Below are 23,572 nucleotides of genomic sequence, written 5' to 3'. Positions count from 1 at the left end.
TCGGCCGGTCACCGTTCCGTTCGTCGCGCCCCGGCCTTGAACCCACCCGCTTCCGACCTCCCGCCCGATACCGCCGCCCCGCTGCACCGCGCCGAATACGCGCGCCGCATGAACCGGGTGCTGGACCACATCGACCGCCACCTGGATACGCCGCTGGACCTGGCGCAGCTGGCGGACGTGGCCAACTTCTCGCGCTTCCATTTCCACCGCGTGTTCGCCGCCTGGATGGGCGAGACGCTGGGCGACTACGCGCGCCGCCGGCGCCTGGAGTACGGCGCCTTCCTGCTGTGCTGCCGTCCGGCCGACGCCGTGCTCGACATCGCCCTGGCCACCGGCTTCGGCTCCGGCGAAGCGTTCGCGCGCGCCTTCAAGCAGAAGTTCGGCTGCACCCCCACGGCCTGGCGCGCCGGCGCCGACGCCCGCCGCCTGGCCGACATCCAGGAGCGCCGCCTGCGCCGGCGTGGCGCGGACAGCAATCCTGATCAGGCCGAGCGCAAGCCCGGTCAGGCGCCGGACGGGCAATCCCGCGACCATGACGGCTCCGTTTTCTTCAGCGAGCCCGCCATGGAAGTCCGCCTCATCGACCTGCCCGCGACCCGCGTCGCCTACCTGCGCAAGATCGGCCCCTACGGCCCTGCCATCGGCGAGTTCTGGCGCGGCGTGGTCAAGCCCTGGATGCTGTCGCACGGCCTGGACAACGCCGAGTGCTTCGGCGTCGGCCACGACGATCCGGCCATCACCGCGCCGGCCCGGTGCCGCTACGATGCCTGCGTCGCCGTGCCGGACGGCTTCCAGGCAGGCGGCCAGGCGCTGGTCACGACCTTGCCCGGCGGCCGCTACGCCGCCGCCGTGTTCAATGCGCCGCCCGCGCGCATCGCCGACGCCTGGATGACGCTGTGCCGCGAATGGCTGCCGGGCAGCGGCCTGCAATGCGACGAGCGGCCGCTGTTCGAACGCTTCCGCCCCGCCGACCAGGATCCGGCCAGCGGGCGTTTCGTGTGCGAGTTGTGCGTGCCGGTGCGGGCGCTGTAGTCAGGCGCTGTCGTCAGCCGCGGCGGCGGGCGTCGCCCCCTAGCTCTGTTCCGGCAGGTAGCCGCTGTAGCCCATCAGGGTCGACAGCCGCTGGGCGACGTTGCCGACGATCTCCTGCACCTGGGCGATGCTGGGCGATTCCTTGCGGTCGATGCGCTCGATGTGCGGCACGTTGATCGCGGCGATGACGTGGTTGCCCACGCCCATCACCGGGTAGGCGACGTTGGTGATGCCGCGGATCTGGCGGCTGGCCATGCAGGCGCAGCCATTCTTGCGCACGTCCGCCAGGATCGGGAACAGTTCGCCCGGGTCGGACTCCAGCTCGCCTTCCACCTTGATGTGGGCGGCCAGCATGCGGGTGCGCTCGACCTCGTCGCGGAACGCCAGCAGCACGTGGCCCGAGGACGTGTCCGTCAGCCCCATCATCACGCCGACCTTCAGGCCGAACGACCAGCGCTCGGGGCTGTCGACCTGCGCGATCACCACCACCCGGCCGGCCTGGTAGACCGCCAGGTGGCAAGACTGGCGCGCGCGGTTGGCCAGTTCGCGCAGCAGCGGCAGCGCCACGCTCACCAGCGATTTCAGCGGCTGCTGACGGTGCGCCAGCTCGAACATCTTCAGCGTCAGCGTGTAGCGATCGTTGTCGTCGACCTGCACGAAGCCGCGTCGCTGCAGCGTCACCGCCATGCGGAAGATCTCGCTGACGCTGCGGCCGATCTTCTGCGCCAGCTCGGCCAGCGTGTAGCCGGCCGGGCTGGCCGCCAGCGCCTCCAGGATGTCCAGCCCCTTTTCCAGGGCGGGCGCGGCGTAGCGTTGCGCGCCCGGCGAGTCCGCGGCGTCGGCCTCGGGCGTGGCGGGATCGGGAACGGGAATCTTGGATGCGGTCATGGCGGCGGCAAAGGAGTGGAACCCGATTTTATTCGGCGCGGACCCAGGCCTGCAGGGCCTGGCGCTGCTCGCCCAGTCCGGCGATGCCCAGGCGCATCTCGTCGCCCGCCTTCAGGTAGACCGGCGGCTTCTGGCCCAGGCCCACGCCCGGCGGCGTGCCGGTGCTGATGATATCGCCCGGCATCAGCGACATGAAGCGGCTGATGTAGCTGACCAGCGTCTTCACGCCGAACACCATGGTGCGGGTGCTGCCGTTCTGGAAGCGGTGGCCGTTCACTTCCAGCCACATGTCCAGGTCCTGCGGATCGGCGATCTCGTCGCGCGTCACCAGCCACGGGCCGACCGGCGCGAAGGTGTCGCAGCCCTTGCCCTTGTCCCACTGGCCGCCGCGCTCGATCTGGTACTCGCGCTCGGACACGTCGTTGACCACGGTGTAGCCGGCCACGTAGTCCATGGCCTCGCTTTCTTCCACGTACGAGGCCTTCTTGCCGATGACCACGCCCAGCTCCACTTCCCAGTCGGTCTTGACCGAGCCGCGCGGGATGATCACCGGGTCGTTCGGGCCGCTCAGCGACGAGCTGGGCTTGAGGAACAGGACCGGCTCGGCGGGCACCGGCAGGCCGGACTCGGCGGCGTGGTCGGCGTAGTTCAGGCCGACGCAGACGATCTTGCCGACGCCGTTGACCGGGCAGCCGTAGCGCACCGCGCCGTCCACGCGCGGCAGGCCGGCGGGGTCGAGTTTGGCCAATCTGGCCAGCATCGCCGGGGCGATGGCGGCGGTGTCGATGTCGGCGACCACGCCCGACAGGTCGCGCAGCGCGCCCTGGGCGTCGATCAGGCCGGGTTTTTCCTGGCCGGGCTGGCCGTAGCGTACGAGTTTCATGCGGAATCCTTGAAAGGGAACAAAGCGGGACGGCGGCTCAGTTGGACCAGCCGCCGTCGATAACCTGGATGGTACCGGTGGTGAAGCCGGATTCGTCGCTGGCCAGGTAGACCACCAGCGCCGCGACCTCCTCGACCCGGCCGACGCGGCCGATCGGCTGGCGCGCCACGAAGGCGGCGCGCACCGCGGCCTCGTCGTTGCCCTGCAGCCGCGCCTGGGCGGCGATGCGCTCGCGCAGCGAGGGCGATTCGACCGTGCCGGGGCAGATGGCGTTGCAGCGGATGCCGCGCGCCACGAAGTCGGCCGCCACCGCCTTGGTCAGGCCGATCACGGCGGCCTTGGAGGCGCCATAGACGAAGCGGTTGGGCACGCCCTTCACGCTGGAGGCGGCCGAAGCCATGTTGATGATCGAGCCGCCGCGTTCCAGCATCGCCGGCAGGTAGGCGCGGAGGGTGCGGTACATGGTCTTGACGTTCAGGTCCATGCTGAAGTCCCAGTCGGCCTCGTCGCAGTCCAGCACCGAGCCCGCGTGGACGAAGCCGGCGCAATTGAACAGCACGTCGACCGCGCCGGTCTCGCGCGCGCAGTCGGCCACGGCGGCGCCATCGCGCACGTTCAGCACGCGGGTGCGCAATCCGTCCAGGCCGGCCGCGCGGGCCTCCTTCGCCAGGTCGGCCAGCGCGGCCTCATTGATGTCGGTGGCCCAGACCTGGGCGCCCTCGCGCGCCATGGCCAGGGCGCTGGCGCGGCCGATGCCGTTGCCGGCCGCCGTGACCAGCGCCCGCTTGTCCTGCAAACGTAGGGTCATGTCTCTTCCCGTGGGTGGATAGGCCTGGAGTGCCGGCCGGATGGCCGCCTTCATTTGCCTTATGAAAATTAAATTTCATTCATAAAAACAAATATACGGGATTTATGGCGCGCCGCAAGCCGACGACATGCCGAAAAACTCAGTAATTACCCGAATTTCAACCCCTTTTTCCTCACCCAAGGGCAAACGTGTGTTGACCACGAATATGAAACTTGCTTTTATATGCAAAACATCAACACACAAAAAATCATGACGAGACAAGCCACCCTGGACCCTCAGCTCCTGCTGATTTCCCCCGAAGACAACTGCCTGATCGTGCGCCACGCCCTGCCCGCCGGCGCCCGCGTGCAGCTCGAAGACGGCAGCGCCGTCATCGCCGCGCCGCTGGGCCTGGGCCACAAGCTGGCGCGCCACGCCATGCCGGCCGGCGAAAAGATCCTGAAGTACGGCGCCATCATCGGCAGCCTGACCGCCGCCGTCGCGGCCGGGGACCACATCCACACCCACAACCTCGACAGCGACTACACCCCCACCTACACGTTGGAAGAAGGCCGCGCCTTCACCGACCGGCACTGAGGTTTCCGCCATGACCGATCTGTCCCAGCCCCTGCAGGGCTATCCGCGCGCCGACGGCCGCAAAGGCATCCGCAACGTGGTCGTCGTCGCCTACCTGGTCGAATGCGCCCATCACGTGGCGCGCGAGATCGCGCTGGATTTCCGCGACCTGGCCGGCGACGTGCAGGTGCACCTGGTGGGTTTTCCCGGCTGCTACCCCAACGCCTATGCCGAACGCATGATGACGGCCATCGCCACCCACCCCAACGTCGGCGCCGCGCTGCTGGTGTCGCTGGGCTGTGAAAGCATGAACAAGCGCAAGCTGGAAGCGGCCATCGCCGACTCCGGCCGCCCGGTCCAGACCCTCACCATCCAGCAGCGCGGCGGCACCCGCAGCACCGTGGCCGAGGGCCGCGCCTGGGTGCGCGCCACCGCCAGGGACCTGGCGCAACAGCAGCGCGTGCCCATGGGCATCGACGAACTGGTGATCGGCACCATCTGCGGCGGCTCGGACGGCACCAGCGGCATCACCGCCAACCCGGCGGTGGGCCGCGCCTTCGACATGCTGATCGCGCAGGACGCCACCTGTATCTTCGAAGAGACCGGCGAACTGGTCGGCTGCGAATTCCACATGCGGCGCCGCGCCGCCACGCCCGAGCTGGGCGAGGAGATCGTGGCCTGCGTCAACAAGGCGGCGCGCTACTACAGCATCATGGGCCACGGCAGCTTCGCGCCCGGCAACGCCGACGGCGGTCTCTCGACCATCGAGGAAAAATCGCTCGGCGCCTACGCCAAGAGCGGCGCCTCGCCCATCGACGGCATCATCAAGCCGGGCGACGTGCCGCCCTTCGGCGGCCTGTACCTGCTGGACGTGGTGCCCGACGGCGAACCGCGCTTCGGCTTTCCCAACATCAGCGACAACGCCGAGATCGTCGAACTGATCGCCTGCGGCTCGCACGTGATCCTGTTCACCACCGGGCGCGGCTCGGTGGTGGGCTCCGCGGTCTCCCCGGTCATCAAGGTCTGCGCCAACCCCGACACCTACCGCGCCCTGGGCGAGGACATGGACGTGGACGCCGGCCGCATCCTGGAGGGCCGCGGCTCGCTGCAGGAGGTGGCCGAGGAGATCCATGCCCAGGTCCGCGCGGTCGCCAACGGCGCGCCCAGCAAGTCCGAGGACCTGGGCCACCGCGAATTCATCCTCACCTACAAGGCGTTCGAGCCGATCGGCCCGTCCTGCCTGCCATTGAGCCGCGCCGCCTGACGCGGCCCCAGGGAGCGAGACGGTGAACTACACGTTTGATTTCGCCTCGGTGCTTGAACAGTGGCCCCTGCTCGCGCAGGGCGCGTGGGTCACGGTCAAGCTGTCGTTCTGCGCCACCGTGCTGGGCTTCATCCTCGGCACGCTGTGCGCGCTGGCGCGCAACAGCCGCCTGGGCTGGCTGCGCGCCGTGGCCGGCGGCTATGTGGAACTGATCCGCAACACGCCGCTGCTGATCCAGGCCTATTTCCTCATCTTCGGCCTGTCCAGCGCCGGCCTCACCATGCCGATCATGGCGGGCGCGGTGCTGGCGCTGGTGATCAACATCGGCGCCTACACCTGCGAGATCGTGCGCGCCGGCATCGAATCCATCCCCAAGGACCAGCTCGAGGCCGGCGAGTGCCTGGCGCTGTCGCGGCTGCAGGTGTTCTGGCACGTGGTGCTGCGTCCGGCGGTCGAACGGGTCTATCCGTCGCTGACCAGCCAGTTCGTGCTGCTGATGCTGGCCTCCAGCATCATGTCGGCGGTGGGCGCCGAGGAACTGCTGGGCGTGGCCAACCGCATCCAGTCGGACACCTACCGCAACTTCGAGGTCTTCATCGTGCTGTGGGGCGTGTACCTGGCGCTGTCGTGGCTGATGCGGCTGGGGTTCTGGCTGCTGGCCCAGGTCGTGTTCCCGCGCCGGCGCAAGCTCGGCACGCCGCTGTAGGGGACGCGCCATGGCTTTCTTCATTCCCGAACAACACGCCTGGTATCTGGTGGAAGGCGCCTGGGGCACCGTCAAGCTGTCGGCCTGGACCTTCGCCGGCGGCGGCCTGGCCGGCCTGCTGCTGGCGCTGGCCCGCGTCTCGCCGCGCCGCGCCCTGCGCGCGGCCGCCGCCGGCTACATCCAGGTGATCCAGGGCACGCCGCTGCTGGTGCTGATGGGCCTGTGCTTCTTCGGCCCCAGCTTGTTCGGCCTGGGCGAGCTGTCGGCGCTGGCCGCGGCCGGCCTGGCCATGACGATCTACTCCAGCGCCTTCCTGGGCGAGATCTGGCGCGGCTGCATCCAGGCGGTGCCGAAGAACCAGTGGGAAGCGGCCGAATGCCTGGGCCTGTCGCGGCTGCAGCGCATGGCCAAGGTGGTGCTGCCGCAGGCGCTGCGCATCGCCACCCCGCCCACCGTCGGCTTCCTGGTGCAGATCATCAAGAACACCTCGATCGCCTCGCTGGTGATCGGCTATCCGGAGCTGGCCTACAACGCCAAGATCCTCAACAACTCGACCTTCCAGCCCTTCGTCTATTTCGGCTGCGCCGCCGTCCTGTACTTCCTCATGTGCTACCCGCTGTCGCGCTGGAGCCGTTCCTTGGAAAGGAGACTCAATGCATCCCGTCGTTGAACTGGACCAGGTCCACAAGCGCTTCGGCGGCACCCACGTGCTGCGCGGCGTGTCGTTTTCCGTCAACCGCGGCGAGGTCGCGGCCATCATCGGCAAGAGCGGCTCGGGCAAGAGCACCGCGCTGCGCTGCATGGACCGGCTCGAGACCACCGACGCCGGCACCATCCGCGTCTGCGGCCACGCGCTGCACGACAGCGACGGGCTGGACCTGCGCGCGCTGCGCAAGGACGTCGGCATCGTGTTCCAGAGCTACAACCTGTTCCCGCACATGACGGCGCTGCAGAACATCACGCTGGCGCCGCGCTCGGTCAAGGGCGTCAAGCCAGCCCAGGCGCGCGAACAGGCGATGCAGGCGCTGGCGCACGTCGGCCTGGCCGACAAGGCCGACGCCTATCCCGAGCAGCTGTCGGGCGGCCAGCAGCAGCGCGTGGCCATCGCCCGCTCGCTGGCGATGCAGCCCAAGGTGATGCTGTTCGACGAAGTGACCTCGGCGCTCGACCCGGAACTGACCGGCGAAGTGCTCAAGGTGATGGAAAACCTCGCCGCCGACGGCATGACCATGATCCTGGTCACGCACGAGATGGCGTTCGCGCGCGAAGTGGCCGACAAGGTCATCTTCATGCACCAGGGACAGGTCTGGGAGCAGGGGCCGGCCAGCATGCTGTCGGCCCCCGCCACGCCGGAACTGCGGCAGTTCCTGGGCAGCGGACTGTAGGGCCGCCGGCCCCGCCCCCTGCCCGATGACAACGACAATGGAGACAACCCGCATGAACAAGTCCGTATTTCCGCCGCGGCTGCGCGCCGCTTTCGCCGGCCTGGCCCTGATCGGCGGCCTGGCCGTGTCCGGCGCCGCCCACGCCGACCAGCTCGACGACATCATGAAGGCCGGCAAGCTGCGCGTGGCCATCGACCTGGGCGTGCCGCCCTACGGCATGAAGGACGCCGCGCTCAACCCCACCGGCTCCGACGTCGAGACCGCGCGGCTGCTGGCCAAGGGCCTGGGCGTGACGCTGGAGATCGTGCCCACCACCGGCGCCAACCGCGTGCCGTTCCTGCAGACCGGCAAGGCCGACATCGTCATCTCCAGCATGTCGGTCACGCCCGAGCGCCAGAAGGTCATCGACTTCTCCACGCCTTATGCCGCCATCCTGGCGGTGGTCGGCGCGCCCAGGGACATGAAGCTGACCAGCGCGGCCGACCTGTCCAACAAGAAGGTCATCGCCACCCGCGGCACCACCAACGACACCGAGCTGACCCGGATCGCCCCCAAGGACGCGCAGATCATCCGCTTCGACGACGACGCCACCTCGATCACCGCCGTGGTCAGCGGCCAGGCCGACATCTTCGCCACCGCGCCGGCCCTGCTGCGCACCATCAACGAAAAGGCGCCGGCCAAGCAGATGGAATCGAAGTTCGTGATGCGCCTGAACATGCTGGCCATCGGCCTGCGCAAGAACGAACCGGCGCTCAAGGACAAGCTGGACGGCTGGGTGCGCGCCAATCTCAAGAGCGGCGAACTGAACACCATCTACAAGCAGTTCCACGGCGTCGACTTGCCGCAGGAAGTCGGCAAGGCCGGCGGCTGATCCAGGAGACCCCATGGCCCGCATCGCTTCCGTCGAGATCCTGCAGGTCGACCTGCAGCCCAAGGTCCGGCGCACCGACGCCGTGCAGAGCTTCGAGCGCCAGGAAACGCCGATCGTGCGCATCACCGACGCCGACGGCGTCACCGGCACCGGCTACAGCTACACCATCGGCACTGGCGGCTCGTCCGTGATCCGGCTGCTGGACGACCACCTGGCGCCGCTGCTCCTGGGGCGCGAGGCCGACGACATCGAACAGCTCTGGCGCGACCTGATGTACCGCGTCCACGCCACCACGGTCGGCGCGCTGACCTCGATCGCGCTGGCCGCCATCGACACCGCGCTGTGGGACCTGCGCGCGCGCCGCGCCGGGCTGCCGCTGCACCGGCTGGCGGGCGGCGCCAAGGCGGACATCCCGCTCTACACCACCGAGGGCGGCTGGCTGCACCTGCCGCCCTCGCAACTGGTGGAAGAGGCCCTCAAGGCGCGCGAGGCCGGCTTCGGCGGCGCCAAGATCAAGGTCGGCCGGCCGCACGTGGCCGAGGACGTGGCGCGGCTGTCCGCGGTGCGCGCCGCCGTCGGCGCGGACTGGGACATCATGACCGACGCCAACCAGGGTTTCTCGTTGCCCGAGGCGATCCGCCGCGCGCGCTGCTTCGAGCCGCTGGACCTGGCCTGGTTCGAGGAGCCCATCCACGCCGACGACGTGCAGGCCCATCGCCGGCTGAGCCAGTCCACCACCCTGCCCGTCGCCGTGGGCGAATCGCTCTACAGCCTGTCGCAGTTCAAGGACTACCTGCAGAGCGAAGCCTGCTCCATCGTCCAGGTGGACGTGGGCCGCATCGGCGGCATCACGCCGTGGCTCAAGGTGGCGCACATGGCCGAGGCCTACAACGTGCCGGTGTGCCCGCACTTCCTGATGGAGATCCACGTGGCGCTGTGCTGCGCGGTGCCCAACAGCCGCTGGCTGGAATACATCCCGCAGCTGGACATGGTGACCGAACACGGCATGCGCATCGAGAACGGCCGCGCCATTCCATCAGACGCGCCCGGCCTGGGCATCGCCTGGGACTGGGACCGCATCGGCAAGCTGACCCTGCACCGCAGCCGGCACGGTTGAAAGCGCGAGGCAGCCGGCCCACGCGGGCCGACCCGCTCTCACGCGGCGGCGGCATCCTCCAGGATCATCTCGGCGCCGCGCTCGGCCACCATCATCACCGCCGCCTGGGTGTTGCCCGACACCATCTTCGGCATCACCGAGGCGTCCACCACCCGCAGGCCGGCAATGCCGTTGACCCGCAGGCGCGGATCGGTCACCGCGCCGGCGTCCGCGCCCATGCGGCAGGTGCCGATCGGGTGGTAGATGGTCTGGCCGTTGCGGCGCGCGAAATCCAGCCATTGCGCGTCGCTGTCCACGTCCGCCCCCGGACTCAGCTCGCGCTCGATATAGCGCTGCAGGGCCGGCCGCTGCACGATGCGCCGCGCCACCCGCATGCCGCCCACCAGGCTGTCGCGGTCGACCTGCGCCGACAGGAAGTTCGGCCGGATCGACGGCGCGGCCAGCGGGTCGGCCGATTTCAGGTGGATCGAGCCCACCGACTCCGGCCGCAGCTGCGCCACGCCGATGGTCATGCCCGGCGCGCGGTCGAGAATGCGCTCGGCCGCGTTGGCGTAGCTGGCGTGCACGAAGAAATACTGCACGTCGGCCGCCGGCAGGTCCGGCGCGCTCTTGACGAAGCCGTGCACCAGGCCCGTGCCCAGCGTCAGGATGCCCTTGTGGCGGGTGTAGTAGCGCGCCACCTGCCGCGCCAGGCGCCAGCCGCGCGACATCTCGTTGAGCGTCACGGTGTTCCGGACCCGCCAGTTCATGCGCGTGGCGAAGTGGTCGATGTAGTTCTCGCCCACCTGCGGCTGCGCGTGCACCAGCGGAATGCCGAACGATTGCAGCAGCGCTGGGCTGCCCACGCCCGACAGCTCCAGCAGTTGCGGCGACTGCACCGCCCCCAGGCACAGCAGCGTCTCGCGCCGCGCCCGCACGGTGAACTCCTGGCCGTTCTTGCGATAGGCCACGCCGACGCAGCGCTTGCCCTCGAACAGCAGCCGCGTCACGTGCGCGCCGCACTCCACCGTCAGGTTCCTGCGGCCGGCGGCCGGCTTGAGGTAGCCGTCCACCACGCTCCAGCGGCGGCCATGGCGCTGCGCCACCTGGTAGTAGCCGACCCCGTCCTGGCGGCCGGCGTTGTAGTCGGGATTGAGCGGCAGGCCGTCTTCCTGCGCCGCGCGCAGGAAGGCGTCGGACACCGGAAAGCGTTCGGCCACTTCCTCCACGTGCATCGGGCCCGACTTGCCGCGAGTCTCGCCGCCCGGCTCATAGCATTCAATCTTGCGGAACACGCGCTCGGCGGTGCCGGCGCCCCAGCCGGCGGCGCCGGCCGCCTCCCAGCCGTCGTAGTCCTGCGGCCGGCCGCGCACGTAGATCATGCCGTTGATCAGCGTCGAACCGCCCAGGCCCTTGCCGCGCGGCACGGCGATGGTGCGGCCGTAGACGTTGTCCTCCGGCTCGGTGGCGAAGCGCCAGTTGTAGTCCGGGTTCACCAGCAGCTTGGAAAAGCCCGCCGGGATCGAGATCCACATGCTGCGCGCCTCGTGCCCGGCTTCCAGCATCAGCACCCGGTGGCGGCCGTCGGCCGTCAGGCGGTTGGCCAGGATGCAGCCGGCGGTGCCGCCGCCCGCGATAATGAAGTCGTAGTCGCCCATCGTCTCGTCCGTCGCGCCTCAGCGTTGCGCGGCCGGCGCCACGCCCATCATTTCCGCCATCAGCTCGATCTGCCCGGCCAGCATCGGCGCGCCGTAGTGCACCTTGCAGCCGCGCGCCCGCGCCGCCACCAGCAACGGCGTGTCGGCCGGCTGCATGATGACCTCGCACACCAGCTGGTCCGGCGTCAGCCGCGCCGCGTCCAGCGGCAGCGCGTCATCGGGCTTCATGCCGAGCGAGGTGCCGTTGACCACCAGGTCATGGCCCGACGGATCGGCCGTGCCGACGCTGATGCGGGCCTCGGGATGCAGCGACAGGATGCGCGCCTTCAGGTCCTCGGCCTTGGCCGGCGTGCGGTTGGCGATGGTCAAGCGCGACACGCCCGCCTGCACCAACGCGAAGCCGATGGCGTTGGCCGCGCCGCCGGCGCCGGCCAGATAGGCGCTCTTGCCCTCGGGCGCCACGCCGTGCGTGCGCAGGCCGCGCACGAAGCCCTCGCCGTCCAGCATGTGCGCCACCAGGCGGCCGTCCGCCTCGCGCCGCACCACGTTGGCGGCGCCGATCTTGCGCGCCACCGGCGTGGCCTCGTCGGCCAGCGCCAGGATCGCCGCCTTGTGCGGCATGGTGACGATCAGGCCGCCCAGGTTCTCCAGCCGCCGCAGTCCGGCCACCACCTCGGCCAGATTGTCGGGCCGCGCATGGAACGGCACGCAGACGCCGTCAAAGCCGATGCGGGCGAAATGCTCGTTCAGGCGCTGCGGGGTTTTGACGTGGTAGATCGGGTCGGCCAGGATGCCGAACAGGCGGGTGTTGCCGCTGATTTCCTTCATTGCTTTGTCTCCTTGTCGGGGCGCCGGCGTCCGGCGCCCGTGAATGCTGGCATGCCCTATCGCGCGATGAGTTCGCGCGCCACCGCCTCGATGCCGGCGCCGTCCAGCTGGTAATGCGCGTACAGCGTGGTGGGCGGGGCGATCAGGCTGTATTCGTCGTAGATGCCATGGCGCCGCAGCCGCGTGCCGCTGCCGGCATCGGCCAGCACCTCGGCCACCGCCGAGCCCAGGCCGCCCATCACATTGTGCTCTTCCACCGTCAGCAGGACGCGCGCCTGCCCGGCGGCCGCCAGCACCGCCTCGCGGTCCAGCGGCTTGATGGTGGGCATGTCGATCACGCCCACCGACAGGCCGTCCTCGCGCATCCGGGCGGCCGCTTCCAGCGCCGCGTGCAGCGTGATGCCGCAGGCGATGATGTTCAGGTCGCTGCCGGTCGAATGGACGATGGCGCGGCCGAACGTGAACGGCGCGCCGTCTTCATACACCTGCGGATCGCGGCCGCGCCCGATGCGGAAATAGATCGGCTCGGGCCAGTCCACCGAGGCCTTGATGGCGGCGGCCAGCTGCGGCCCGTCGGCCGGCGACACCACCGTCAGGCCGGCGATGGCGCGCATGGTCGAGATGTCCTCGGTGGCGTGGTGCGAGGTGCCGTAGAAGCCCAGGCTGATGCCGGTGTGATGGCCGATCAGCCGCACCGGCAGCCTGGTGTAGGCCACGTCCATGCGGATCTGCTCGCAGCACAGCAGGCCCAGGAACGAGGCGAAGGTCGCCACGAACGGCATCGCGCCGGTGGTGGCCAGCCCAGCCGCGGCCGACACCATGTTCTGCTCGGAGATGCCGAACTGCACGTAGCGCTCGGGATAGGCCGAGGCGAAGCGGTTCAGGCCGTTGGAATACTGCAGGTCCGCCGAGCCGGCCACCACCGGATGCCCGGCCTGCGCCAGCGCGATCAGCGCGTCGGAAAGATACGACAGCCCGGGGTTCACTGCGTTCAGCGCGCGGTACTGCCAGGAATCGGGAGAAAGCGTCTGTGCCTGTGCCATTCAGATCTCGCGGGTCATGATTTCGTCGATGGCGGCCTGCGCGTCCTGCGGCGCCAGGTAGCCCAGATGCCAGCCGGGTTCGGTTTCCATATAGGACACGCCCTTGCCCTTGACGGTCCTGGCGATGACGCAGGCCGGCCGTTCGCGCGCCTCGTCCGCGCGCAGGCGCCGCAGCAGCGCGGTCAGCGCCACCAGGTCATGGCCGTCGACCTCGTGCACCTCCCAGCCAAAGGCCTGCCACTTGTCGCGCAGCGATTCCACGCCGATCACGTCGTCGACCTTGCCGTCGAGCTGATAACCGTTTCGGTCGATGATGGCCACCAGGCGCGACAGCTGGTGGTGCGCCGCGAACAGCGCCGCCTCCCACACCTGCCCTTCCTGCATCTCGCCGTCGCCCAGCATCACGAACACGTTGAAGTCGCGCTGGCTCATGCGGCCGCCCAGCGCCATGCCGGCGCCATTGGAGAGCGCGTGGCCGATGGAGCCGGAACTGAAATCGACGCCCGGCACCTTGGTCATGTCGGGGTGGTCGCCCAGCGGGCTGCCCAGGCGGGTGTAGCCGTCCAGCAATTCATGCGGAATGAAACCGTGGTCGGCCAGCACCGGGAACAGGCCCACGGCCGCATGGCCCTTGCCCATCAGGAAGCGGTCGCGGTCCGGCCAGGCCGGCTCGCCCGGCCGCAGCCGCATCACGTCGTAATACAGGGCGGCAAAGATCTCGGCGCACGAAAAGACCGAGCTGTAATGCCCGACCTTGGCGATCTCGATCAGCCTGATGGTCTCCAACCGGATGTGGCGGGCCTTTTCCCGCAACACCCGGACCTCGTCTTCGCTTGGGTCTCCCCGGTCCTGGCGCATGGCGTCTCCTTCGCTTATCAGAATATATGATATATAATATACCCATCGCGCTTGAATTGGCCAGGGCGGGATAGAATTCAGCCGGGCGCCGTTTCACGGCTTCCGCCATTCCATCGAACCCAAGCCTCGACCGTCATGCCCAGCCTTAAACCGGTAAAAAAAGAGAACCTCTCCGTCAAGGTCTACAACGAGATCCGCAACGCCCTGATCAACGGGCAGTACGAACCCGGAGAGCGCCTCATCATTGGCGAGCTGGCCCAGGAAATGGGCGTCTCGATCACGCCCGTGCGCGAGGCCATCTTCCGCCTCATCAGCGAACAGGGCCTGGAAATGCAGGCCGCCACCGCGGTCTACGTGCCCTATGTCAATTCGGAAAAGCTGCGCGAGATCCAGCAGATCCGCTTCCACCTGGAAGGCATGGGCGCGGCCGAGGCCGCCAGGAACATCACGCGCAAGCAGCTGGACAACCTGATCGCGCTGCAGAAGGACTTCATCTCCTGCACCTCGACCGACCCCAAGCGCGCCAGCTACCTGAACCGCAAGTTCCACTTCGGCATCCTGGAAGCCAGCAACAAGCCCATCCTGCGCAACACCGTGGAATCGTTCTGGGTCATCACCGGCCCGATCCTCAAGGTGTTCCACGTCAAGACGGCCGGGCTCGACTACTCCCAGGACGAACACCGCCACGAAGCGGTGCTGGCCGCGCTGGAGGCGCGCGACCCTGAAGCCGCCACCAAGGCGATCCAGGCCGACCTGGTGTGGGGCGGCAAGATCATGATCGACTGGCTGGTCGAACGCGAAAAAGAACTCGACTACCGCCCGCCCGGGCCTCGCAAATAGGAAGACTCGATGCTGAAGATTTTCGGCGCTCCCGGCCGCTACATCCAGGGAGCCGGCGCGCTCGACGCGCTGGGCGGATACGCCGCCCTGTTCGGCCGCCGCGCCGCCCTGGTCATCGACCGCTACGTGCAGGGCGTGCTGGGCCCGAGAATCGAGGCATTGTGCGGCGCCCACGGCGTGGCGCTGACGGCCCTGCCGGTCGAGGGCGACATCACGCCCGAATCGATCGCGGCGCTGCGCGCGCAGGCCGCGGCCGCCGGCATCGACATGGTGATCGCGGTGGGCGGCGGCAAGGCGCTGGACGCCGGCAAGGCGGTCGCCAAGGCCGCGCACTGCCACCTGGTCACGGTGCCGACGGTGGCCTCGAACGATGCCCCCACCAGCAAGAACTACGTGCTGTACGACGCCCATCACAACCTCCTGGCGGTCGAACACATGCTGTTCAACCCCACCATCGTGCTGGTCGACACCGCCGTCATCGCCACCGCGCCGGCGGCGTTCTTCCGCGCCGGCCTGGGTGACGCCATCTCCAAGAAATTCGAAGCCGAGCAATGCGCCCGCAACGGCGGACGCAACATGTACGACGGCGTCCCGCCGCTGACCGCCCAGCTGATCGCCGACGGCTGCCTGCGCACGCTGCTGGCCGACGGCGCCGACGCGCTGGCCGTGGCCGGCAGCGGCCAGCCCACGCCCGCCTTCGAGCGGGTGGTGGAAGCCATGATCCTGATGAGCGGCCTGGGCTTCGAAAGCGGCGGCCTGTCGATCGCCCACGCCCTGACGCGCGGCCTGCCGAAGATCGCCGGCCTGGCCAGCGCGCCGCACGGCCTGCAGGTGGCCGTCGGCCTGCTGGTGCAGCTGGACCTGGAGGCGCGCCAGGACGGCATGCTGGCCACGCTGACGCAATGGTACGAACAGGTGGGGCTGCCCACCACGCTGGCGGCGCTGGGCGCGGCCGCGCCGTCCGATGCCGAACTGGCGCGGGCGGCCGAGCTGACGCTGGCCGCGCGCCATGCCGCCAATTTCGATCGTCCGCTGGACATCAAGACCCTCGTCGACGCCTTGCGCCGCCACGCCTGACGCCCCGGCGGCGGCGCGCACGCCCTTGCCCGGATTGGCGTCAGAACGCCACGTTGTCGCCGCCCTTCAATCCCAGCTTGGCGCGGGTGTCGGCGGGCGTGGCCACTTCCAGGTTGAGCGCCTCCAGAATGGTGCGGATGCGTTCGACCTGCGACCGGTTCGACTCGGCCAGCTGGCCCGGCCCGATCCACAGCGAATCCTCCAGCCCCACCCGCACATTCGAGCCCATGGCGGCGCCGATGGTGGCCAGCGGCATCTGGTTGCGGCCGGCGCCCAGGATCGACCATTCGTACTCATTGCCGAACAGGCGGTCTGCGGTGCGCTTCATGTGCATCAGGTCTTCGGGGTGCGGGCCGATGCCGCCCAGGATGCCGAACACCGACTGGATGAATGGCGGCGACTTCACCAGGCCGCGGTCGACGAAGTGCGCCAGGTTGTACAGGTGGCTGATGTCGTAGCACTCGAACTCGAAGCGGGTGCCGTTGGCGTTGCCCAGCTCCAGGATGGATTCGATGTCCTGATAGGTGTTGCGGAAGATCAGCGAGCGGCTGTTCTCCAGGTGCTCGCGCTCCCACTCGTGCTTGAAGTCCTGGAAGCGGCCCAGCATCGGGAACAGGCCGAAGTTCATCGAGCCCATGTTCAGCGACGCCAGCTCCGGCTTGAAGGTGGTGGCCGGCCGCATGCGCTCCTGCACCGTCATGTGCGGGCTGCCGCCGGTGGTGATGTTGATGATGGCGTCGGTCTCGGCCTTGATGCGCTTGAGGAACGGCTCGAACAGCGCCGGGTCCTGCGACGGCTTGCCGGTTTCCGGGTCGCGCGCGTGCAGGTGCAGCACGGCGGCGCCGGCGCGGGCCGCGCCGATGGCGGCCTCGGCGATCTCGTCGGCCGTCACCGGCAGGTGCGGCGACATGCTGGGCGTGTGGATGGCGCCCGTCACGGCGCAGGTGATCACGACTTTCTGTTTCGGCTTAGCCATTTCCGTCTCCGTTGTCTTGCTGTTGCTTGTGGCGCATCAGGCGCATCAGTTGTTCGTCGCGCCAGTAGCGGCGCGCCGTCAGGTCGTCGGCGGGCAGCAGGCCGCGCCGTTCGGCCGCCAGGGCCTCGACCAGCGCGCCGTCCCAGGGCACGCTGTCGGCCTGGGTGGCGCCGATGGATTGGTACAGCCCGCCGTAGCGCGCGCAGTAGTCGGCAAGGCCGCCAGGCGCGTTCAGGTCGATGGTCTCGAACGGCCCCATGAACGACCAGCGCAGGCCCAGGCCGTCCTTGACGGTGGTGTCGATGTCCTCGGCGCTGGCGATGCCGGCGGCGGCCAGGCGGAAAGCCTCGTGCAGCAGCGCGCCCTGCAGCCGGTTGAGGATGAAGCCCTCGATCTCGCGCCGCATCGTCACCGGCTTCTGGCCGATATCCAGCATGATGTCGCGCGCCGCCTGCATGGCGGCCTCGCTGGTCCAGGGCGCCGGGCACAGCTCCACCACCGGGATCAGGTACGGCGGATTGACCGGATGCGCCACCAGGCAGCGCGCCCGGCCGGGCAGGCCTTCGGTGAATTCGCTGGCGGGGATGCTGGACGTGGAACTGCCGATGATGGCGTCGGGGTCGGCCGCCGCGTCCAGTTGCGCGAACAGGTCGCGCTTCAGATCCAGCCGCTCGGGCGAGTTCTCCTGGATGTAGCGGGCGCCCGCCAGCGCCTCCTGCAGGCTGGCGGCGGTCTGGATGCGGCCGGCCGCGGCGGCCGCGTCGCGCAACAGGCCGTGCGCCTGCAATGCATCCAGCTGGCGCCGGATCAGCGCGCCGGCCTCGGCCAGCATGGCGGCGTTGACGTCGTACAGCCGCACCTGCCAGCCCTGGCGCGCGAACACGATGGCCCAGGCCTGGCCGATCAGGCCGGTGCCGATGATGGCGGCGTGGCGCCGCTGCGGATCGGCCGCCATCAGTAGAGCTTCTGCGTGAAGCCGTCCACCACGATGGCCTGCCCCGTGACGCTGCGGGCGGCCTCGCTGGCGTTGAACAGCACCATGTTGGCGATGTCGCGCGCGGTGACCATGCGGCCCAGCGCCGCCTGGTTCTCGTAGAGCGCGGCGATTTCCTCGACCGGCTTGTCCAGCGTCCTGGCCTTGGCGTCGATCACGGCGCGGATGCGCGGCCCTTCGACCGCGCCCGGCAGGATGGCGTTGACGCGGATGCCGTGGCCGCCCAGCTCGATCGCCAGCGACTTGGTGAAGCCGATCACCGCCCACTTCGAGGCCGAATAGACCGAGCGCCCGGCAAAGCCCAGGTGGCCCGCGGCCGACGACAGGTTGATCATGACGCCGGCGCGCGACTGCTTGAGCAGCGGGATGGCCTGGCGCGCGCACAGGAACTGGCCCGTGATGTTGACGGCCAGGGTGCGGTCCCAATCGGCCTTGGACAGCGTCTCGACGAAGCCGGTGGGGCCGGCCACGCCGGCGTTGTTGACCAGGATGTCCAGGCCGCCCAGCTGCTGGCGCACGGCGTCGAACAGGGCGGCCACGCTGGCCTCATCCGACACGTCGGCATGGACGGCGCGCACGCCCGGCAGCTCGGCCGGCAAGGCCGCCAGCCGCTCGCGGTTGACATCGCACACCAGCACCGACGCCCCGGCCCGGTGGAACACCTGGGCCATTTCCAGGCCCAGCCCATCGGCGCCGGCGGTGATGAGTACCTTTTTTCCGGCGAAATCCACTTCCTCGAACATGCTTCTGTCTCCTGGATTCTTGTGCTCAAACGCCTTTTGATCATATAGGATATATGATTTAAAGGGGAACTTTCTTGCCAGGAAAGCAGCCATGAACGGGTCCGTGAAACCGGGTCCGGACAGCGGAATTTGACCTGCTCCGCAGAGGAAAACTGCCCGCAAACGCTTTATTCATGCGGCTTGAGGGAAATCCCCGATTCAACCGGACAAGTCCGGCACTAGAATCCAGGACGAGGTTCCCACACCCCGCCGGCGCATATATCATATATTCAAAAACAGACGGACGATTCAGACAACAGTCCGCACCCCATACCCACAAAGGAGCGTAGACAGTGTTCAAGATCAACAAATTCGCCATCGCGCTGGGCCTGTGCGGCGCCATGGCCAGCGGCGCCGCGGCGGCCGACATGAAGGTGGGCGCCCTCTTCCCGTTCAGCGGCGCCCTGGCGCTGCTGGGACAAGAGAGCTATCGCGGCCTGGAGCTGGCCGTCAACGAGATCAACGCCGCCGGGGGCATCAACGGCGAGAAGATCCAGATCATCAAGGCCGACGCGGTCGACCCGACCCAGGCGGTATCCGAGACCAAGCGCCTGATCTCGTCCAACGTGGTCGGGGTGTTCGGCAGCTACGCCTCGGGCATCTCGTACGCGGCCTCGCCCGTGACCGAGCTGGCCGGCGTGCCCTACTTCGAGCTGGGCGCCACCGCCCACAAGATCACCACGCGCGGCTACAAATACCTGTTCCGCAGCAACCCCAACACCGCGCTGTACGGCGTCTCGGTGGTCAACGCGCTGCACGACATCATCGGGCCGGGCATGGGCCTGAACCCGAAAGAAGTGCGCATCGGCATCATCCACGAGGACGGCCCCTACGGCACCGACGTGGCCGCCACCGAGAAAAAGCGCGCCCAGGAACTCGGCTACACCGTGGCCGAGGTGCTGCCGTACTCGGCCAAGACGGTCGACCTGTCCTCGCTGATCCTGCGCCTGAAGGGCGCCAAGGTCGACGTGGTGCTGCAGACCGCCTACCAGAACGACGCCATCCTGTACTTCAGCCAGGCGCGCGCGGCCGGCTTCAAGCCCAAGGTGGTGATCGGCGCCGGCGGCGGCTACTCGCTGGCCGACACCGCCAAGGCCGTGGGCGCCGACATGAACGGCGTGTTCGACCTGGACTTCCCGCAATCGTCCATCAACCCGGCCGGCGCGCCGGGCCTGGACAAGTTCCTGGAAGCCTACAAGGCCACCTACAAGAGCGACCCGCAGTCCGGCCACAGCCTGACCAACTACGTCGGCGCCAAGGCCTTCTTCGAAGCCATCGCCAACGCCAAGTCGACCGACAAGGACAAGATCCGCGCGGCCGTGCTGGCGTACAAGAAGCCCGCCGGCCAGACCGCCAACGGCTGGGCCTTCGACTTCGGCGAGGATGGCCAGAACAACGCCTCGACCTTCTACGTGATGCAGTGGCAGGACGGCAAGCTGGTCACCATCGCGCCGGACAACCTCGCGCTGGGCAAGCCCGTCTTCAATAAATAGAACGCCGGGGCCGCCTTCCGGCAGGCCCGGCACGGCAAGCCAGCAAACCGGACGCTCGGGGGCGTCCGGCGTTTCACTGGGGCCCGCGGGCCCCGGTTCCGTCGGCCACGCCGCGGCGCCGGGGCGCACCCCGTTCCAAGAGGTTGCACCATGGATATCTTCATTCAACTGGTCATCAATGGCCTGTTGCTGGGCGGCGCCTACACCATCATCAGCCTGGGGCTGACGCTGATCTTCGGCGTGGTCCGCGTCGTCAACTTCGCGCACGGCGAATTCCTGATGATCGGCATGTACCTGGTCTATCTGATCGCGGCGCAGTTCGGCGTGCATCCGTACATCGGCCTGGTGCCGGTGGCGGTCATCCTGTTCGCGCTGGGCGCGCTGACGCAGAAAGGCATCATCCAGCCGCTGCTCAACGCCGACCAGCACATCCAGATCTTCGCCACGGTGGGCGTGTCCACCATCCTGCTGAACCTGGCGCTGGTGATCTTCGGCGCCAACGTGTTCCGCGCCCCGGTGCAACTGGGCACCAGCGCCATCGACGTCGGCAACTACTCCATGGTCACCGGCCAGCTGGTGACCTTCGTGGTCGGCCTGAGCCTGGCCGTGCTGCTGCACCTGTTCATGCACCGCACCTACCTGGGCCGCGCGCTGCGGGCGGTGGCGCAGCACCGCTACGCCGCGACGCTGATGGGCGTGAACGTCAACAACGTCTACGCCATCGCCTTCGGCCTGGGCACCGCCTTCGTCGGCATCGCCGCGGGCCTCCTGGCGCCGCAGTATCCGGTGTTCCCGACGGTGGGCACGTACTTCGTGCTGACCGCCTTCGTGATCGTGGTGCTGGGCGGCCTGGGCAGCCTGTACGGCGCGGTGGCCGGGTCCATGATCATCGGCATCGTCGATACGCTGGCCGGCTACTACATCGCCCCCGACCTCAAAGAGGTCGTCTATTTCGGGATCTTCCTCTTGATCCTTGTCCTGCGTCCGACCGGCCTGTTCGGCGTCGGCACAGAGTGATCAGAGCCACAAGGAGCGAGACGTGTTTCCCGACTTTCGAAGCCCCAAAGCCTACGTCAGCCTGATTCTGCTGATCGTCATGTTCATCGTGCCCGTCGTCACGGGCACGCCGTTCTGGACCAACCTGTTCGTCCTGCTGTTCGTCTTCTCCGCGCTGTCGGTGGCGTGGAACATCGTCGGCGGCTACGCCGGCCAGCTGTCGCTGGGCCACGCGGTGTTCTACGGCATCGGCGGCTACACCGCCACCCTGCTGACGCAGAACTTCGGCATCTCGCCGTGGTTCGGCATGCTGGCGGGCGCGGCCATCTCGGCCGTCGTGGCCATCATCATCAGCTATCCCACGCTGCGGCTGCGCGGTCCGTTCTTCGCGCTGGCCACCATCGCCATCCTGGAAGTGGTGCGGCTGCTGGTGATCCACGAGGAAAGCTGGACCGGCGGCTCCAGCGGCATCAGCCTGCCGCTGAACATCGGCTGGGCCTGGATCGTGTTCCGCGAGAAGATCAACTACGTGATCATCGCCTTCGGCCTGTTCCTGCTGGTGACCTGGGTGTCCTGGTACATCCGCAAGTCGCGCATCGGCCATTACCTGATCGCCATCCGCGAGCGCGAGGACGCGGCGCTGGCGGTGGGCATCCACACGGTGCGCGTCAAGATCATCGCCGCGGTGGTGTCGGCCATGCTGACCAGCGTGATCGGCACCTTCCACATCACTTACCTGACCTTCGTCGATCCCAGCTCGGCCTTCTCGCTGGAGCTGTCTATCCAGGTGGCGATGTTCGCGCTGATCGGCGGCCTGGGCACGGTGGCCGGCCCCATCGCCGGCACCTTCCTGGTGCTGCCGATCGCCGAGCTCGCGCGCGGCTGGCTGTCCAGCGTGGGCAACGGCATGCACGGGCTGATCTACGGCCTGATCCTGGTGGCGGTGGTGCTGACCATTCCGCGCGGCCTGGCCGGCGCCTTCGGTCCGGCCATCGAGCGCGCGCTGGCGCGCCTGCCCTACCTGGGCACGCCGCGCGCCCGGCGCCAGCGGGTCGAACCGGCCCGTCCGACCGACGCGGCGCGGCGCGAGCAGCCGGTGCTCAAGGCCGAGAACCTGTTCAAGAGCTTCGGCGGCCTGCGCGCCACCAACGACGTCTCGCTGACGCTGAACCAGCACGAGATCCTGGGCATGATCGGCCCCAACGGCGCTGGCAAGACCACGGTGTTCAACCTGCTGTCCGGCTTCCTGTCGCCCGACAAGGGCGCGGTGTCGATGGTCGATGCCAAGGGCAACTGGGTCTCGTGCAACACGCCGGACGAGTTCGCGCACCAGGGGCTGGGCCGCACCTTCCAGATCGCCAAGCCGTTCACCGGCCTGACGGTATTGGAGAACATCATGCTGGGCGCTTTCATCCGCACCGCCGACCGCGAGGAGGCCGAGCAGATCGCGCTCAAGGTGGCCGAGGAAACCGACCTGCTCAAGTACCTGAACACCGAGGCCCGCAGCCTGACGGTGGGCGGCATGAAGCGGCTGGAGATCGCCCGCGCCCTGGCGATCCGGCCGCGCATCCTGCTGCTGGACGAGGTCATGGCGGGGCTGAACCCCACCGACATCGAGAAGTCGATCAAGATGATCCGCCGCATCCGCGATTCGGGCGTGTCGGTGCTGCTGATCGAGCACATGATGCAGGCCACCATGGCGCTGTCGGACCGCATCATCGTGCTGAACGAAGGCGCGGTGCTGGTGAGCGGCGCCCCCAAGGACGTGGTCGAGAACCCCGCCGTCATCGAGGCCTATTTGGGCAAGGAGTACCAGGATGCTTAAGGTTTCGGATCTGTCGTCGGGCTACGGCAAGAGCCAGGTGCTCAACGGCCTGAACTTCGAGGTCAGGGCCGGCGAGATCGTGACGCTGATCGGCGCCAACGGCGCCGGCAAGACCACCACCCTGAAGACGCTGTGCGGCGTGGTCGCCGCCACCACCGGAAGGGTCGAGTTCGAGGGCCGCGACCTGACCAACCGCACGCCCTACGACATCGTCGACGCCGGGATCACCATGATTCCCGAAGGCCGCCAGCTGTTTCCGCATTTCACGGTGCGCGACAACCTGCTGATGGGCTCGTACAAGCGCGCCGCCCGCCCCATCGTGCAGCGCAAGCTGGAGGAAGTGCTGCAGATCTTCCCGCGGGTGCGCGAACGCCTGGCGCAGTACGCCGGCTCGCTGTCCGGCGGCGAGCAGCAGATGGTGGCGATCGCGCGCGGCATGATGGCCGACCCCAAGCTGCTGGTGTTCGACGAGCCCTCGCTGGGCCTGTCGCCGCTGCTGGTGCAGCAGATGTTCGACATCATCCGCGACGTCACGTCCCACGGCGTCACGGTGCTGCTGGTGGAGCAGAACGTGTTCCGCACGCTGCGCCTGGCCGACCGCGGCTACGTGCTGGAGAACGGCGCCATCGTGCGCACCGGCACCGGCGCCGAGCTGCTGGCCGATCCCCATGTCAAGAAGGCCTATCTGGGCCACTGAAATCCGAAGGACCGCAT

The 23,572-nt window shown here is 68.5% G+C and carries 24 protein-coding genes; 14 read left to right on the top strand and 10 right to left on the bottom strand.

Going from position 1 to position 23,572, the window contains the following annotated elements:
• Nucleotides 1-36 precede the first annotated feature (36 nt).
• Nucleotides 37-1,032 (top strand): AraC family transcriptional regulator, encoded by a 996-nt coding sequence (locus H0523_RS12225; RefSeq protein ID WP_231689779.1) that lies wholly within the window; start codon nucleotides 37-39, stop codon nucleotides 1,030-1,032.
• Nucleotides 1,033-1,071: 39 nt separating this feature from the next.
• Here H0523_RS12225 and H0523_RS12220 read toward each other — a convergent pair whose 3' ends face one another.
• From H0523_RS12220 to H0523_RS12210, 3 genes are read right to left on the bottom strand one after another with little or no spacing between them, the layout of a single operon-like run.
• On the bottom strand, nucleotides 1,072-1,920 hold the full coding sequence (locus H0523_RS12220) for an IclR family transcriptional regulator (RefSeq protein WP_054431884.1): 849 nt from the start codon (nucleotides 1,918-1,920) through the stop codon (nucleotides 1,072-1,074).
• 28 nt (nucleotides 1,921-1,948) lie between these two features.
• Nucleotides 1,949-2,803: a fumarylacetoacetate hydrolase family protein gene (locus H0523_RS12215; RefSeq protein WP_054431885.1), complete on the bottom strand. Its 855-nt coding sequence runs from the start codon at nucleotides 2,801-2,803 to the stop codon at nucleotides 1,949-1,951.
• A gap of 37 nt (nucleotides 2,804-2,840) precedes the next feature.
• The gene (locus tag H0523_RS12210) at nucleotides 2,841-3,611 is read right to left on the bottom strand and encodes an SDR family oxidoreductase (RefSeq protein WP_054431886.1); all 771 of its coding nucleotides are present in this window, start codon (nucleotides 3,609-3,611) and stop codon (nucleotides 2,841-2,843) included.
• 249 nt (nucleotides 3,612-3,860) lie between these two features.
• Between H0523_RS12210 and H0523_RS12205 the strand changes: the two genes are divergently transcribed.
• Genes H0523_RS12205 through H0523_RS12175 form a run of 7 tightly spaced genes read left to right on the top strand, consistent with a single transcriptional unit; the run spans nucleotide 3,861 to nucleotide 9,509 of the window.
• Complete coding sequence (locus tag H0523_RS12205) at nucleotides 3,861-4,187, top strand: UxaA family hydrolase (RefSeq protein WP_054431974.1); 327 nt, start codon at nucleotides 3,861-3,863, stop codon at nucleotides 4,185-4,187.
• Between the two features lie 10 nt (nucleotides 4,188-4,197).
• Entirely contained in the window at nucleotides 4,198-5,430 is a 1,233-nt protein-coding gene (locus H0523_RS12200) for a UxaA family hydrolase (RefSeq protein WP_054431887.1), read from the top strand.
• Between the two features lie 22 nt (nucleotides 5,431-5,452).
• Nucleotides 5,453-6,136: an amino acid ABC transporter permease gene (locus tag H0523_RS12195; RefSeq protein WP_006387173.1), complete on the top strand. Its 684-nt coding sequence runs from the start codon at nucleotides 5,453-5,455 to the stop codon at nucleotides 6,134-6,136.
• 10 nt (nucleotides 6,137-6,146) lie between these two features.
• Nucleotides 6,147-6,806 carry an amino acid ABC transporter permease gene (locus tag H0523_RS12190; RefSeq protein ID WP_020928764.1) on the top strand — a complete coding sequence of 220 codons (660 nt, stop codon included), beginning with the start codon at nucleotides 6,147-6,149 and terminating at the stop codon, nucleotides 6,804-6,806.
• Nucleotides 6,790-7,521 carry an amino acid ABC transporter ATP-binding protein gene (locus tag H0523_RS12185; RefSeq protein ID WP_020928765.1) on the top strand — a complete coding sequence of 244 codons (732 nt, stop codon included), beginning with the start codon at nucleotides 6,790-6,792 and terminating at the stop codon, nucleotides 7,519-7,521. The genes H0523_RS12190 and H0523_RS12185 overlap by 17 nt, the downstream gene beginning before the upstream one ends.
• 52 nt (nucleotides 7,522-7,573) lie before the next feature.
• A complete protein-coding gene (locus H0523_RS12180) occupies nucleotides 7,574-8,392 on the top strand; it encodes a transporter substrate-binding domain-containing protein (protein WP_054431888.1) in 819 nt (272 codons plus the stop codon).
• A 13-nt stretch (nucleotides 8,393-8,405) separates the two neighbouring features.
• Complete coding sequence (locus tag H0523_RS12175) at nucleotides 8,406-9,509, top strand: mandelate racemase/muconate lactonizing enzyme family protein (RefSeq protein WP_054431889.1); 1,104 nt, start codon at nucleotides 8,406-8,408, stop codon at nucleotides 9,507-9,509.
• Between the two features lie 38 nt (nucleotides 9,510-9,547).
• On the opposite strand, the gene H0523_RS12170 is transcribed toward H0523_RS12175, so the two are convergent.
• Genes H0523_RS12170 through H0523_RS12155 form a run of 4 tightly spaced genes read right to left on the bottom strand, consistent with a single transcriptional unit; the run spans nucleotide 9,548 to nucleotide 13,875 of the window.
• Entirely contained in the window at nucleotides 9,548-11,146 is a 1,599-nt protein-coding gene (locus H0523_RS12170) for a GMC family oxidoreductase (RefSeq protein WP_054431890.1), read from the bottom strand.
• A gap of 18 nt (nucleotides 11,147-11,164) precedes the next feature.
• A complete protein-coding gene (locus H0523_RS12165) occupies nucleotides 11,165-11,974 on the bottom strand; it encodes a shikimate dehydrogenase family protein (RefSeq protein WP_054431891.1) in 810 nt (269 codons plus the stop codon).
• A 56-nt stretch (nucleotides 11,975-12,030) separates the two neighbouring features.
• On the bottom strand, nucleotides 12,031-13,017 hold the full coding sequence (locus H0523_RS12160) for a transketolase family protein (RefSeq protein WP_054431892.1): 987 nt from the start codon (nucleotides 13,015-13,017) through the stop codon (nucleotides 12,031-12,033).
• A complete protein-coding gene (locus H0523_RS12155) occupies nucleotides 13,018-13,875 on the bottom strand; it encodes a transketolase (RefSeq protein ID WP_054431893.1) in 858 nt (285 codons plus the stop codon).
• A 135-nt stretch (nucleotides 13,876-14,010) separates the two neighbouring features.
• Here H0523_RS12155 and H0523_RS12150 point away from each other — a divergent pair, with 135 nt between their 5' ends.
• Nucleotides 14,011-14,715, top strand: a complete 705-nt coding sequence (locus tag H0523_RS12150; protein ID WP_054431894.1) for a GntR family transcriptional regulator — start codon at nucleotides 14,011-14,013, stop codon at nucleotides 14,713-14,715.
• Nucleotides 14,716-14,724: 9 nt separating this feature from the next.
• Nucleotides 14,725-15,792, top strand: coding sequence for a glycerol dehydrogenase (locus tag H0523_RS12145; RefSeq protein ID WP_054486687.1), 1,068 nt, complete (start codon nucleotides 14,725-14,727; stop codon nucleotides 15,790-15,792).
• Nucleotides 15,793-15,832: 40 nt separating this feature from the next.
• Here the strand turns inward: H0523_RS12145 and kce are convergent, their stop codons facing one another.
• Genes kce through H0523_RS12130 form a run of 3 tightly spaced genes read right to left on the bottom strand, consistent with a single transcriptional unit; the run spans nucleotide 15,833 to nucleotide 18,505 of the window.
• Complete coding sequence (kce, locus tag H0523_RS12140) at nucleotides 15,833-16,768, bottom strand: 3,5-dioxohexanoate:acetyl-CoA acetone transferase (protein ID WP_054417316.1); 936 nt, start codon at nucleotides 16,766-16,768, stop codon at nucleotides 15,833-15,835.
• The gene (locus H0523_RS12135; RefSeq protein WP_054431895.1) at nucleotides 16,761-17,723 is read right to left on the bottom strand and encodes a 3-hydroxyacyl-CoA dehydrogenase; all 963 of its coding nucleotides are present in this window, start codon (nucleotides 17,721-17,723) and stop codon (nucleotides 16,761-16,763) included. Before H0523_RS12135 ends, kce begins: the two co-directional genes overlap by 8 nt.
• Nucleotides 17,723-18,505, bottom strand: coding sequence for an SDR family oxidoreductase (locus tag H0523_RS12130; protein ID WP_054431896.1), 783 nt, complete (start codon nucleotides 18,503-18,505; stop codon nucleotides 17,723-17,725). The genes H0523_RS12135 and H0523_RS12130 overlap by 1 nt, the downstream gene beginning before the upstream one ends.
• 332 nt (nucleotides 18,506-18,837) lie before the next feature.
• Between H0523_RS12130 and H0523_RS12125 the strand changes: the two genes are divergently transcribed.
• The 4 genes from H0523_RS12125 (at nucleotide 18,838) to H0523_RS12110 (ending at nucleotide 23,555) form a co-directional block, all read left to right on the top strand.
• Nucleotides 18,838-20,037: an ABC transporter substrate-binding protein gene (locus H0523_RS12125; RefSeq protein ID WP_054431897.1), complete on the top strand. Its 1,200-nt coding sequence runs from the start codon at nucleotides 18,838-18,840 to the stop codon at nucleotides 20,035-20,037.
• A 150-nt stretch (nucleotides 20,038-20,187) separates the two neighbouring features.
• Nucleotides 20,188-21,054 carry a branched-chain amino acid ABC transporter permease gene (locus tag H0523_RS12120; RefSeq protein WP_006390231.1) on the top strand — a complete coding sequence of 289 codons (867 nt, stop codon included), beginning with the start codon at nucleotides 20,188-20,190 and terminating at the stop codon, nucleotides 21,052-21,054.
• Between the two features lie 22 nt (nucleotides 21,055-21,076).
• Complete coding sequence (locus H0523_RS12115; RefSeq protein ID WP_054431898.1) at nucleotides 21,077-22,858, top strand: branched-chain amino acid ABC transporter ATP-binding protein/permease; 1,782 nt, start codon at nucleotides 21,077-21,079, stop codon at nucleotides 22,856-22,858.
• Nucleotides 22,851-23,555, top strand: coding sequence for an ABC transporter ATP-binding protein (locus tag H0523_RS12110; protein WP_054431899.1), 705 nt, complete (start codon nucleotides 22,851-22,853; stop codon nucleotides 23,553-23,555). Before H0523_RS12115 ends, H0523_RS12110 begins: the two co-directional genes overlap by 8 nt.
• Nucleotides 23,556-23,572: the final 17 nt, after the last annotated feature.

Origin of the sequence: Achromobacter insuavis, assembly GCF_902859645.1 — a bacterium.
GTDB lineage: Bacteria > Pseudomonadota > Gammaproteobacteria > Burkholderiales > Burkholderiaceae_B > Achromobacter > Achromobacter insuavis.
The sequence above is the reverse complement of the archived record's forward strand: the minus strand, read 5'-3'. Positions and strand labels throughout refer to the sequence as shown.

Bases quoted from the DNA above. Each gene is read 5' to 3' on its own strand.
- H0523_RS12220 (WP_054431884.1), bottom strand. From the start codon at position 1,920: ATGACCGCATCCAAGATTCCCGTTCCCGATCCCGCCACGCCCGAGGCC.
- H0523_RS12215 (WP_054431885.1), bottom strand. From the start codon at position 2,803: ATGAAACTCGTACGCTACGGCCAGCCCGGCCAGGAAAAACCCGGCCTG.
- H0523_RS12210 (WP_054431886.1), bottom strand. From the start codon at position 3,611: ATGACCCTACGTTTGCAGGACAAGCGGGCGCTGGTCACGGCGGCCGGC.
- H0523_RS12205 (WP_054431974.1), top strand. From the start codon at position 3,861: ATGACGAGACAAGCCACCCTGGACCCTCAGCTCCTGCTGATTTCCCCC.
- H0523_RS12200 (WP_054431887.1), top strand. From the start codon at position 4,198: ATGACCGATCTGTCCCAGCCCCTGCAGGGCTATCCGCGCGCCGACGGC.
- H0523_RS12190 (WP_020928764.1), top strand. From the start codon at position 6,147: ATGGCTTTCTTCATTCCCGAACAACACGCCTGGTATCTGGTGGAAGGC.
- H0523_RS12185 (WP_020928765.1), top strand. From the start codon at position 6,790: ATGCATCCCGTCGTTGAACTGGACCAGGTCCACAAGCGCTTCGGCGGC.
- H0523_RS12180 (WP_054431888.1), top strand. From the start codon at position 7,574: ATGAACAAGTCCGTATTTCCGCCGCGGCTGCGCGCCGCTTTCGCCGGC.
- H0523_RS12175 (WP_054431889.1), top strand. From the start codon at position 8,406: ATGGCCCGCATCGCTTCCGTCGAGATCCTGCAGGTCGACCTGCAGCCC.
- H0523_RS12170 (WP_054431890.1), bottom strand. From the start codon at position 11,146: ATGGGCGACTACGACTTCATTATCGCGGGCGGCGGCACCGCCGGCTGC.
- H0523_RS12165 (WP_054431891.1), bottom strand. From the start codon at position 11,974: ATGAAGGAAATCAGCGGCAACACCCGCCTGTTCGGCATCCTGGCCGAC.
- H0523_RS12160 (WP_054431892.1), bottom strand. From the start codon at position 13,017: ATGGCACAGGCACAGACGCTTTCTCCCGATTCCTGGCAGTACCGCGCG.
- H0523_RS12155 (WP_054431893.1), bottom strand. From the start codon at position 13,875: ATGCGCCAGGACCGGGGAGACCCAAGCGAAGACGAGGTCCGGGTGTTG.
- H0523_RS12150 (WP_054431894.1), top strand. From the start codon at position 14,011: ATGCCCAGCCTTAAACCGGTAAAAAAAGAGAACCTCTCCGTCAAGGTC.
- H0523_RS12145 (WP_054486687.1), top strand. From the start codon at position 14,725: ATGCTGAAGATTTTCGGCGCTCCCGGCCGCTACATCCAGGGAGCCGGC.
- kce (WP_054417316.1), bottom strand. From the start codon at position 16,768: ATGGCTAAGCCGAAACAGAAAGTCGTGATCACCTGCGCCGTGACGGGC.
- H0523_RS12135 (WP_054431895.1), bottom strand. From the start codon at position 17,723: ATGGCGGCCGATCCGCAGCGGCGCCACGCCGCCATCATCGGCACCGGC.
- H0523_RS12130 (WP_054431896.1), bottom strand. From the start codon at position 18,505: ATGTTCGAGGAAGTGGATTTCGCCGGAAAAAAGGTACTCATCACCGCC.
- H0523_RS12120 (WP_006390231.1), top strand. From the start codon at position 20,188: ATGGATATCTTCATTCAACTGGTCATCAATGGCCTGTTGCTGGGCGGC.
- H0523_RS12110 (WP_054431899.1), top strand. From the start codon at position 22,851: ATGCTTAAGGTTTCGGATCTGTCGTCGGGCTACGGCAAGAGCCAGGTG.